The organism is Micrococcus sp. 116 (assembly GCF_902506395.1).
GTDB classification, from domain to species: Bacteria; Actinomycetota; Actinomycetes; order Actinomycetales; family Micrococcaceae; genus Micrococcus; species Micrococcus luteus.
In genome coordinates this window covers 2,076,943-2,088,027 of record NZ_LR732370.1, presented here as the reverse complement: position 1 = coordinate 2,088,027, position 11,085 = coordinate 2,076,943, and the positions used below count along the sequence as shown (strand labels likewise).

Below are 11,085 nucleotides of genomic sequence, written 5' to 3'. Positions count from 1 at the left end.
GGGCTGGGCGGGCATGCCCCCAGCATCCCACCCCTCAGTACGCTGGACGGATGAGTCAGAACGTCCTCACCGTCGACGGCGCCGACTGGTGCCGCGACTGCCTGCGCACCCGGCGCCAGAAGGACATCCCCGTGGTCGTGTTCCCCGACGGCGACCACCAGGTGGAGCCGACCAACGAGGAGACCGCGGCCAAGCTCACCGCGCTGGGCCTGATCTGAGGTCGGGGGCCACGCGGCCCCGGCACAGGAACCGCGGCGTGGACGCCAGACCCAGGACCAGACCGCACAGGATCACGGCCGCGCCCATGTCCTGCGCGGGGCGGACACCGTTATCGTGTCCGCTGGGTCGTTACTGTGAGGATGGTGAACACTCGCCGAGTGTTCGCTTCCTATCGCTGGAGGCCGACCGCCTCCCCTCGTCGAAGGAGAGCGCCATGCTCCGTCCTCGTCATGCCCGCCCCACCGCACTCCTGACCGCTGGCCTTGCCGCGCTCGCCCTGCTCACCGGATGCTCCGTCGATGGGGACGCCGCAGCCGGGTCGTCCGCCGGCTCGCCCTCCGCCGCATCGTCCTCGAGTGGGGCGTCCTCGTCTGGCCGGGTCTCCGACGGCGCGGCGCCCTCCTCGTCCCGCGCGGCCGGCTCGTCGTCTGCGGTGGCGAGCGCCAGCCGTGCCGTGGAGTCCTCGCAGGCGGCCGAGGCCAGCCGTGCCGCTGCCGCCTCGAGGGAGGCCGAGAAGTCCGCCGCGGCCGCCGCAGCCGAGGCGTCCCGATCCGCCGAGGCCGAGGCCGAGGCCGTGGCGGAAGCGGAGCGTGAGGCGGAGGCATCGGCCGAAGTCGACGCGGCGGCCGCCGAGGAGGAGTCGGCCGCGTCGGCGGGTGGCGACGGGCTGTCAGCGGAGGGACAGCAGGCCGTGCGACAGGCGCAGTCGTATCTGAGCTTCACCGCCTTCTCCCGGAGCGGCCTGATCGATCAGCTCGAGTTCGAGGGTTTCTCGAACGCCGACGCCACAGCGGCCGTGGACAGCCTGGACGTGGACTACGCGGCGCAGGCTGTGAAGCAAGCCCAGTCGTACCTGACTCACACGGCGTTCTCACGGACCGGTCTGATCGACCAGCTCGAGTTCGAGGGCTACTCGAATGCTGACGCGACGGCCGCCGTCGACGGCCTGGGCATCGACTACAACGAGCAGGCCGCGAAGCAGGCCCAGTCGTACCTGAGCCACTCCGCGTTCTCCCGTGCCGGTCTCATCGACCAGCTCATGTTCGAGGGCTACTCCGCCTCCCAGGCCGAGTACGGCGTCGATGCCGCCGGACTGTGAGTCCGGGTCGGCGGGCCGGGCACCCGGCCCGGTCCGCCGACCCTCTCGACGACGGTGTGGGAAGGTCTAGCGTGACGGCATGGAGCACATCGACGAGACCGCCCTGCCCGCCCCTGAGGACCGCGTCGTGTCCGCGACCCGTCACGTCGACGCGCCGGCTGGCGTCGTCTTCGAGCTGATCGCGGACCCCTCCCGCCAGCCCGAGTGGGACGGCAACGACAACCTGGCCGAGGCCGCCCCCGGGCAGCGGGTGACCGCCGTCGGGGACGTGTTCGTCATGACCCTGCAGAAGGGCGTGGACCGCGCGAACCACGTGGTCGAGTTCGAGGAGGGCCGCCGCATCGCCTGGAAGCCCTCCGAGGTCGGCGGGGAGCCGTTCGGCCAGCTGTGGCGGTGGGAGGTCGAGGGCGACGACGAGGGCGGCTGCCGCGTCACCCACACCTATGACTGGACCGCCCTCACCGACCCGAAGCGCGTCCAGAAGGCGCTGCGGACCGGCGAAGGGCAGCTCCGCGCGTCGATCGACCGGCTCGCGGAGCTGGCCGAGCGCCAGGGCTGAGGGCAGGCGCCGCCCGCCGCCGTCGCGCGCCCCGCGCCGCCGTCAGCGGTTGAGTCGCTCGCCGGTCTCGGCGTGGAACAGGTGCACGCGCTCCGGGTCCGGGACCACGTGCACCACGGACCCCTTCTCCGGCGCCGTGTAGCCCACCGTCCGCAGGGTGATGAGCCGCTCCTCGCCGCCGATCGTCGCGTGACCGTACACGTACGCGTCCGCGCCGAGCTCCTCCACGGTGTCCACCTCCACGGGCAGGCCGGCGGCGTCGTCGCTGACCACCAGGTTCTCGGGGCGCACGCCGAGGTCCACCGCCGTGCCGGCGTCGGCCAGATCCTCCCGCGGCACGGGGATGACCGTCTCGCCCCAGTGCACGCCCTCGTGCGTGGCGGGCATGCGGAAGATGTTCATGGCGGGGGAGCCGATGAACCCGGCGACGAACACGTTCATCGGGCGCTCGTAGAGGTTGCGCGGCGTGTCCACCTGCTGGAGGCGGCCCTCCTTGAGGACCGCCACCCGGTCGCCCATGGTCATGGCCTCGGTCTGGTCATGGGTCACGTACACGGTGGTGGTGCCCAGACGGCGGGTCAGGTTGGCGATCTGGGCGCGGGTCTGCACGCGCAGCTTCGCGTCCAGGTTGGAGAGCGGCTCGTCCATGAGGAACACCTGCGGGTCGCGCACGATCGCCCGGCCCATGGCCACGCGCTGACGCTGGCCCCCGGAGAGGGCCTTCGGCTTGCGGTCCAGGTACTCGGTCAGGTCCAGCAGCTTCGCGGCGTCCTCGACGCGGCGGCGCCGCTCGTCCGCGGGGACGCCGGCGATCTTCAGGGCGAAGCCCATGTTGTCCGCCACGGTCATGTGCGGGTACAGGGCGTAGTTCTGGAACACCATCGCGATGTCCCGGTCCTTGGGGTCCACGTCGGTGACGTCCCGGTCGCCGATCAGGATGCTGCCGTGGGAGAGCTCCTCGAGACCGGCGAGCATGCGCAGGGAGGTGGACTTGCCGCAGCCGGAGGGGCCCACGAGCACGAGGAACTCGCCGTCGGCGATCTCCAGGTCGAGGGAGTCGACGGCGGGGCGGGGGGAGCCGGGGTACTGGCGGCTGGCGGAGCGGAAGGTCACGGAGGCCATGGTGGGGTTCCTTTCACGGGCAGGTACGTGCCCGACGATCCAAGGTGAAGGAGAGGGGTGGGTGAGGGTCGGAGCTGACGGTCTACGGCGGCGCGGTGCTCGCTCTCGGCCGCAGGGCCAGGTGGTGCATGATCCGGTGGGGGTGGGCGGCGCCGTCGAGGGCGCCGAGCGCCAGGCGGACGGCGCGGCGGCCCTGCTCGAGCGGGTTCTGGTCCACGGTGCTGATGCCCAGGCGGGCGGCCTCGGGGTGGCCGTCCAGGCCCATCACGGACACGTCCTCGGGCACACGCAGCCCCAGGGAGTGGGCTGCCATCCAGGTGCCCATGGCCATCTCGTCCGAGATGCACATGACCGCCGTCGGCCGGCGCCGCGGGTCGGCGAGGAGGGCGCGCGCCTGGTGGTAGGTGCCGCCGATGGTGAAGTCCGCGGGCACCATCCAGTCGGCCGGCGTGCGCACCCCGGTGGCGGCGAGGGCGTGCAGGAACCCGCGGGTGCGCTCGGTGCTGACCTGGAACTCGATGTCCTCGTCCACGCGGCCCACGTAGGCGATGTCCCGGTGTCCGAGCTCCAGCAGGTGCTCGGTGGCCATCCGGGCGGCGCGGGCGTGGTCCACCTGGACCGCGGTGAACCAGTCGGGCAGGGTCTCGCCCGCCGGCAGGCGGCCACCGATGGCGATCACGGGCCGGCCGAGGCGTTCGAGTCCGGCGAACTCGAACACGCTCAGCCGGAACGAGAGGGTGATCAGGGCGTCCAGCCGCCGTCGGGGCAGCAGGTCGGAGATGACCGTGGATCGACGCTCCGGGTCCTGGCCGACGTCGTAGAGCGTCAGGTCGTACCCGTGCCGCACGAGCTCGTCCGCGGCGCCCTCGAGCACGGCGGCGAAGAACCACCGGTGGACGGAGGGGGTCACCAGCCCGATGTTGCGGGTGCGGCCCGAGGCGAGCGAAGAAGCGGCGGAGTCCGCCACGTAGCCGAGCGTGGCGACGGCCTCCTGGACTCGGGTGCGCGTGGCGGCCGCCACGGGGCCGGAGCCGGTGAGGGCGCGGGAGGCGGTGGCGGTGGAGACCCCGGCCATGCGGGCGACGTCCTTGATGCCGACCATCGGCGGTCCTCCTCCCGGTTCATGGGGTTCTGCGGCGGGGCGGGTGCACGACGGCGGCGGGCCGGGGGTCGATGCGTGGCACCAGAGTACGGCACGGCAGGCGCGGTGGTGGAAGCGCTTCCATTCCGGTTTCAGCCGGTCTTGACCTCCGCCCCCACTCCCGCATGCCCGTGTTCATGCGGGAGCGCACCTCTGTGTGGCATATCACAGTGGAAGCGTTTACACTCCTGGGGACTGACTCCTTCAGCCGCCGGGGGCAGGCGCCGTCTCACCGCGGGGCCCACGTCGGCGACGCAACGGCCGGCGCATGCCGCGGGCCACCCCTCGTGAAAGGCACATCATGCAGTCGACGACGACCGGCGGCCTCTTCCGCCGCCCGCTCAGCCTGACCCTCACCGCGGCGTTCTCCGCCCTCGCGCTCACCGCGTGCGGCGGCGGCTCCTCCGCCCCGGCGTCCTCCTCCCCGGCCGGCGCCACCGAGCAGGGCACGGCCACCGCGTCCCCGAGCCAGGACCTCTCCGAGGCCGGCGCCAGCACCATCACCATGTGGGTGGACCAGAACCGCCAGGAGCCGCTGCAGGCCGTGGCGGAGGACTTCAAGGAGGACACCGGGATCACGGTGGAGCTCGTGGTCAAGGACAACTCCACGATGAAGGACGACTTCATCACCCAGAACCCCACGGGCGAGGGCCCGGACGTGATCGTCGGCGCCCACGACTGGATCGGCTCGCTCGTGCAGAACGGCACCATCGAGCCCCTTGAGCTGGGCGAGAGAGCCGGCGACTTCGTGGAGTCCTCCGTGCAGGCCGTCACCTATGAGGGTCAGACCTGGGGCGTGCCGTACTCCGTGGAGAACATCGCCATCCTGCGCAACACCGAGCTGGCCGAGTCCACCCCGGCCTCCTTCGACGAGATGATCGCGGAGGGCCGGAAGGCCGTCGACGCCGGCGAGGCCGAGTACCCGTTCGTGGTGGGCCTGGACGCCGTCAACGGCGACCCGTACCACTTGTACCCGTTCCAGACCTCCATGGGCGCCCCCGTGTTCAAGCAGGCCGAGGACGGCTCGTACGACACCGGCTCGCTGGCCATGGGCGGGCCCGAGGGTGAGGCCTTCGCCGAGAAGCTGGCCGAGTACGGCGAGTCCGGGGTGCTGAACCCGAACATGACCGCGGACATCGCCAAGGAGCAGTTCAACTCCGGCAACGCGGCCTACTTCATCACCGGCCCGTGGAACATCGAGGAGGCCGAGGCGGCCGGCGTCGACTTCGAGGTCGAGGCCATCCCGTCCATGGGCGACCAGCCGGCGCAGCCGTTCGTGGGCGTCAACGCCTTCTTCGTCTCCTCAGAGTCCGAGAACCAGCTGGCCGCGAATGAGTTCGTGGTCAACTACCTCTCCACCGAGGCGGCCCAGGACGCGCTCTTCGCCGAGGGCAAGCGTCCCCCGGCGCTGACCGCCTCCTTCGACAAGGCGGCCTCGGACGAGACCGTGAAGGCGTTCGGCGAGATCGGCGAGAACGGCGTCCCCATGCCGGCGGCCCCCGAGATGGGCGCGGTGTTCGAGTTCTGGGGCGGCGCCGAGATGAGCATCATCAAGGGCGAGGGCGACCCGGTCCAGACCTGGCAGAAGATGATCTCCGACATCGAGGGCCGCATCGGCCAGTGATCCGGCGCGGTCCACCTCCGGCGTCCCCGCGGGGACGCCGGAGGCGGACCGTGGCCCTGCGCCCTCGGGGCGCGCATCCCCCCCCTTCCACGGCAGGCCCTCGGGCCGGATGAGGAACCATGAGCCCGTCTTCCACCGCGTCGGACCGGTCCGACGCCGCCACCGCCGCCCTCGACGACGCCGCGCGCCGCACCGGCCCGGGCCGCCGTCGTCGTGCGGACGCCCGGGGTACCGAGGGCCTCGGCGGCACGCTGGCCAAGATCGTCCTGCTGGGCCTCGTGGACGCCTTCGCGGCGTTCCTGCTGTTCCAGCTCGCGGCCGCGGGGGACTGGGTGGTGTTCGCGCTGACCCTGGCGGTCACGATCGGCATCAACTGGATCTACCTGCGCCGCGGCGGCCTGCCGGCCAAGTACCTCGCCCCCGGCCTGTTCTTCCTGATGCTGTTCCAGGTGTTCGTGGTGGTCTACTCCTCCTACGTCGCCTTCACGAACTACGGCGCCGGGCACAACTCGGACAAGGCCGCGGCGATCGAGATCATCCAGCGCTCCTCCTCCATCCGCGTGCCGGACTCCCCGGTGTACGACATCACGGTGCTGGAGGAGGGCGGCGACCTCTACCTGCTGACCCTGCGGGACGGGGAGCCCGTCCTCGGCGGCGCGGACCAGGCGCTGGAGCCGGTCGAGGCCCAGATGCAGGACGGGGAGCCGGTGGGGGTGGAGGGGTACACCACCCTGCGGTTCGGCGACCTGCTGCAGCGTCAGGACCAGGTCGCCCGCCTGAAGGTCCCGCTGAGCGACGACGCCGCGGACGGCACCCTGGAGACGCGCGACGGCTCCCGCGGGTACGTGTACGCGCCGCGTCTGGAGTACGACGAGGCCCGGGACACCTTCACGGACCTCGAGAGCGGCGTGGAGTACCGGGACAACGGCGAGGGCCAGTTCCAGGCGGACGACGGCAGCACGCTGCAGACCGGCTGGCGGGTGTTCGTCGGCCTGGACAACTTCACGCGCGCGTTCACCGACCCCGAGCTGCGCGACCCGCTCGTGCGGGTCACCGTGTGGACCTTCGCCTTCGCGTTCCTGAGCGTGGCCACGACGTTCGCCGTCGGGCTGCTGCTGGCGATCGCCTTCAACCGCTCGGACATGCGCGGCAAGAAGGTCTACCGGGTGATGATGATCCTGCCGTACGCGTTCCCGGCGTTCCTGTCCGGCCTCGTGTGGGCCGGCCTGCTCAACCCGGAGTTCGGCTTCGTCAACACCGTGTTCTTCGGCGGCGCGGACATCCCGTGGCTCACCGACCCGTGGCTGGCCCGGCTGTCGGTGCTCGTGGTGAACCTGTGGCTGGGCTTCCCCTACATGTTCCTGGTGACCACGGGCGCCCTGCAGTCCCTGCCCGAGGACGTGGACGAGGCCGCCCGCATGGACGGCGCCGGCCCGTGGCGCATCTTCCGCTCCATCAAGCTGCCCCTGCTGCTGGTCTCGGTGGCGCCGCTGCTGATCTCCTCGTTCGCGTTCAACTTCAACAACTTCAACATCATCTACATGCTGACCGGCGGCGGACCGCGGTTCCCCGACGCGGGCTCGAACATCGGCGCCACAGACCTGCTGATCACGGTCGTCTACAAGACGGCGTTCAGCGGGGTGGGGCGCGACTACGGCCTGGCCTCCGCCCTGTCCATCGTGATCTTCCTGATCGTGGCGACCATCTCGGCGATCAGCTTCCGGCAGACCAAGGCGCTCGAGGAGATCGACAAGTGAGCATCCCCCAGGATTCCGGACGGCCCCGGCCGGACGCCCCGACCTCGCCCCTCGCCGCCGCCCTGGCGCAGCAGGAGACGGACCCGCTGCGCTGGGAGGAGGACCCGGCCCCGCCACGACGCCGCCGCTCGTTCGGCCGCTGGATGCGGGAGCTGGGCTGGCGCCACGCGGTGGGCGTGCTGGCCAGCGCGTTCGCACTGTTCCCGCTGCTGTACGTGCTGTCCGCGTCGCTCGACCCGACTGGCACGATGGCGAGCTCGAACCGGCTGTTCTCCTCGTTCAGCGGCCAGAACTACGTGGACCTGTTCAGCAACCCGAACCGGCCCTTCGGCCGCTGGTTCCTCAACACGATGGTCATCGGCGTCATCACGTCCGTGATGACGGTGTTCCTCGGTGCCCTGGCCGCCTACGCGTTCTCCCGGATGCGGTTCACGGGCCGCCGCGTGGGGCTGCTGACGCTGCTGCTGGTGCAGATGTTCCCGCAGCTGCTCGCGGTGGTGGCGATCTTCCTGCTGCTGACCTACATCGGCAACCTGGTGCCCGTCCTGGGCATCGGCTCGCAGCTCGGCCTCATCCTCGTGTATCTGGGCGGCGCGCTCGGGGTGAACACGTACCTGATGTACGGGTTCTTCAACACCATCCCGCCGTCGCTGGACGAGGCTGCCAAGCTCGACGGTGCCTCGCACGCGCGGATCTTCTTCTCGATCATCCTGCGCCTGGTGACCCCCATCCTCGCGGTGGTGGCCCTGCTGTCCTTCATCACCACGGTCTCGGAGTTCGTGATCGCCTCCGTGGTGCTCACGGACCCGTCCGCGCAGACGCTCGCGGTGGGCCTCTACGGCTACGTCTCGGAGACCCGCTCCGAGAACTGGGGCGTGTTCGCGGCCGGCGCCGTGCTGGCGGCCCTGCCCGTGATGGCGCTGTTCCTGTTCCTGCAGCGGTACATCGTCTCCGGCCTCACGGCCGGCGGCGTGAAGGGCTGAGCCGACGACGGCGGTGGGAGGGGCGCCCGCCCCTCCCGCCTCACGGCAGCGCCAGCCGGAACACCTTCTTCCACGCGGAGCCCACCTGCCGCAGCAGCGGGCCGGTCGTGTAGGGCAGGCCGTAGCGGGCGCAGATCTCCCGGACCCTGGGCGCCACCTCGGCGTACCGGCTGGACGGCAGGTCCGGGAACAGGTGGTGCTCCACCTGGTGGGAGAGGTTGCCGGTCATGAAGTGCATCAGCTTCGAACCGGAGATGTTCGCGGAGCCGATCATCTGCCGCACGTACCAGTCGCCGCGGGTCTCGCCGTCCACCATCTCCTCGGAGAACGTCTCCGCACCCTCCGGGAAGTGCCCGCAGAAGATGACCGCGTGCGCCCAGATGTTGCGCAGGCCGTTGGCGAGCAGCGTGCCCACGAGCGCGGCCTTGCCCGAGCCGGTCAGCACCTCGGCGACGGCCGGCGTGGCCACGTAGTCCTTCGCGAACTGCCGTGCGGCCTTGACGCCCACGGAGCGCAGATCCGTCATCAGTTCCTCGCGGGACTTCTCGCCGCTCTGCACGCGGTCCAGCTCGAGGTCGTAGAGCGCGATGCCCCACTCGAAGATCGGCGCCAGCCCCGCATTGATCACGGGGTTGAGCAGGTGGCGGGGCCGCCACGGCTCGGACTCGTCCATGCGCAGGACGTTGTAGCCCACGTCGCGGTCCTTGCCCACCACGTTGGTCCAGCGGTGGTGCAGGTCGTTGTGGGTGTTCTGCCACGCCCGCGACGGCGTCACGAAGTCCCACTCCCACGTGGTGGAGTGGATGTCCGGGTCGCGCATCCAGTCCCACTGGCCGTGGAGCACGTTGTGCCCGATCTCCATGTTCTCCACGATCTTCGCGACCGTGAGCATGGCTGTTCCCGCCACGAACGCGGCGGGGTGGCGTGCGTTGAGCAGGAGGGCGCGGCCGCCGAGCTCGAGCCGGCGCTGCCAGCGGATGACGCGGCGGATGTAGGCCGCGTCGGAGGCGCCGCGGCGGGCGAGCACGTCGTCGCGGATCGCGTCCAGCTCCCGGCCCAGCTCGGCCACCTGCGCGTCCGTCAGGTGGGCGGCGCCGGGCGGGCGCACCGCCGGGCTCCCGACGACGCCCGGCAGCCCCGGCGTCGTGGCGGCGGCACGGGACTCGGCGGTGCGGGGAGCCCAGCTCGTGGTGTCGGGGCGGTCCTGCGGCAGGACCCGGGCGGCGCGGCCGCGCACGGTGGTGCCGGGGATGGCCAGGGCCAGATCGTCCGGGGCGGTGGCGCCGGTGCGGTCGGGGGCCTGTCCCTTATACACACCTGACGCTGCGGTCTGGGTCATGTGATGCTCCTGGGGGCGGGAGGCGGGGATGGTCGGGGAGGCCCGGGTCGCGGGCCGGGCGTCAGGTTCACAGGCTGAGGCTCAGCGGGCCGGCGGCGGCGCTCACGCAGGTCTGGACCAGCTCGCCGGGCTCGCCGTGGACCTGCCCGGTCCGCAGGTCCGTGACCCGGCCCGAGCGCAGCGGCGTGAGGCACGCGTGGCAGATGCCCATGCGGCAGCCGGCGGGCGCGGCGACGCCGGCCTCCTCGGCCACCACGAGCAGCGGCACGTCGCCGGGAGCGTCCACCTCCACGTCGGCGTGCTCGAACACCACGCGGCCGCCGGCCCCCGCCACGCCCGGGGCGAAGTCGGCCTGGAACCGCTCGATGGTGAGGTCCGCGGCCGCCTCGCGCCGCCACAGGGCCTCGGCGTCGTCGAGGAACCCGGCCGGCCCGCACGCGTAGCCGGCGCGCTCGCGCCAGTCCGGGCAGAGGCCCTCGAGCTGTGCGGGGGAGGAGAGGTCGAGGCGGCCCGTCTCCGCGGTGTGGTGGTGCACCACGCGCAGGCCCGGGAACTGGTCGGCCAGCTCGGCCAGCTCCTCGCGGAACAGGGCGTCCTCGGGGGTGCGGGAGGAGTGGATGAGCACGACGTCGGCATCCCGGCGCGTCGGCACGAGCGTGCGGATCATGGACATCACCGGGGTCAGGCCCGAGCCGGCGGTGAGCATGAGCAGTGGGCGCGGCTCGTCCGGCAGGGTGAAGTCGCCCTCGGGGATGTCGAGGAAGAGGACGTCGCCGGGCTTCGTGTGGCGCACGAGCGTGCCGGAGACGAGGCCGATGTCGGACACCGTGATCTCGGGGTCGGCGCCCGCGGGAGCGGAGAGCGAGTAGGAGCGCCACTGGCGCACGCCGTCCACGTCCACCCCGATGCGGGCCCACTGGCCGGCGTCGTGGGCCCGCCAGCCCGGGCCCGGGCGGAAGGCGATGGTGGCGGTGCCGGGCGTCTCGCGCGTCACGGAGGTGACCACGCCGCGCAGCTGCCGCGAGGAGTGCACGGGGTCGAGCAGGCTGAGGACGTCCTGCGGGGCGAGCGGGTGCAGGAGCGTCGACGCCAGACGGGAGAACAGAGACGGGCCGACCATGGCTCCAGTCTATGGCTCGGCATGCCGCAGTTCTTCGTCTTCAGCGTACGATCTGGGCCATCACTTCATCGCGAGGAGACAAGATTGAGTGTGACGCAGACCACCCCCGCCCCCGACTGGCG

Annotated in this window: 10 protein-coding genes; 6 read left to right on the top strand and 4 right to left on the bottom strand. The window is 71.6% G+C overall.

The genetic code is table 11. The features are described 5' to 3' along the window. Window positions 1-50 precede the first annotated feature (50 nt). From CITRIK5_RS09790 to CITRIK5_RS09780, 3 genes are all read left to right on the top strand, one after another. Complete coding sequence (locus CITRIK5_RS09790) at window positions 51-218, top strand: hypothetical protein (protein WP_160311879.1); 168 nt, start codon at window positions 51-53, stop codon at window positions 216-218. A gap of 215 nt (window positions 219-433) precedes the next feature. Further along, on the top strand, window positions 434-1,318 hold the full coding sequence (locus CITRIK5_RS09785) for an Ltp family lipoprotein (RefSeq protein ID WP_123244452.1): 885 nt from the start codon (window positions 434-436) through the stop codon (window positions 1,316-1,318). 79 nt (window positions 1,319-1,397) lie between these two features. Further along, window positions 1,398-1,877 (top strand): SRPBCC family protein, encoded by a 480-nt coding sequence (locus CITRIK5_RS09780; RefSeq protein WP_078025646.1) that lies wholly within the window; start codon window positions 1,398-1,400, stop codon window positions 1,875-1,877. Window positions 1,878-1,919: 42 nt separating this feature from the next. Here the strand turns inward: CITRIK5_RS09780 and CITRIK5_RS09775 are convergent, their stop codons facing one another. Both CITRIK5_RS09775 and CITRIK5_RS09770 read right to left on the bottom strand, forming a co-directional pair. Then, a complete protein-coding gene (locus CITRIK5_RS09775; RefSeq protein ID WP_020624545.1) occupies window positions 1,920-2,999 on the bottom strand; it encodes an ABC transporter ATP-binding protein in 1,080 nt (359 codons plus the stop codon). A gap of 82 nt (window positions 3,000-3,081) precedes the next feature. Next, complete coding sequence (locus CITRIK5_RS09770) at window positions 3,082-4,101, bottom strand: LacI family DNA-binding transcriptional regulator (RefSeq protein WP_049158353.1); 1,020 nt, start codon at window positions 4,099-4,101, stop codon at window positions 3,082-3,084. A gap of 340 nt (window positions 4,102-4,441) precedes the next feature. Between CITRIK5_RS09770 and CITRIK5_RS09765 the strand changes: the two genes are divergently transcribed. The 3 genes from CITRIK5_RS09765 to CITRIK5_RS09755 all read left to right on the top strand — a co-directional run bounded on the left by CITRIK5_RS09765 (window position 4,442) and on the right by CITRIK5_RS09755 (window position 8,504). Next, window positions 4,442-5,764 (top strand): maltose ABC transporter substrate-binding protein, encoded by a 1,323-nt coding sequence (locus tag CITRIK5_RS09765; protein ID WP_044659341.1) that lies wholly within the window; start codon window positions 4,442-4,444, stop codon window positions 5,762-5,764. A gap of 119 nt (window positions 5,765-5,883) precedes the next feature. Then, entirely contained in the window at window positions 5,884-7,521 is a 1,638-nt protein-coding gene (locus tag CITRIK5_RS09760; protein WP_095695106.1) for an ABC transporter permease subunit, read from the top strand. A gap of 86 nt (window positions 7,522-7,607) precedes the next feature. After that, a complete protein-coding gene (locus CITRIK5_RS09755) occupies window positions 7,608-8,504 on the top strand; it encodes a sugar ABC transporter permease (protein WP_225348928.1) in 897 nt (298 codons plus the stop codon). A 40-nt stretch (window positions 8,505-8,544) separates the two neighbouring features. Here the strand turns inward: CITRIK5_RS09755 and CITRIK5_RS09750 are convergent, their stop codons facing one another. Further along, window positions 8,545-9,843 carry an acyl-CoA desaturase gene (locus CITRIK5_RS09750; RefSeq protein WP_159833601.1) on the bottom strand — a complete coding sequence of 433 codons (1,299 nt, stop codon included), beginning with the start codon at window positions 9,841-9,843 and terminating at the stop codon, window positions 8,545-8,547. Between the two features lie 67 nt (window positions 9,844-9,910). Further along, complete coding sequence (locus CITRIK5_RS09745; RefSeq protein ID WP_044659332.1) at window positions 9,911-10,963, bottom strand: ferredoxin reductase; 1,053 nt, start codon at window positions 10,961-10,963, stop codon at window positions 9,911-9,913. Window positions 10,964-11,085 lie beyond the last annotated feature (122 nt).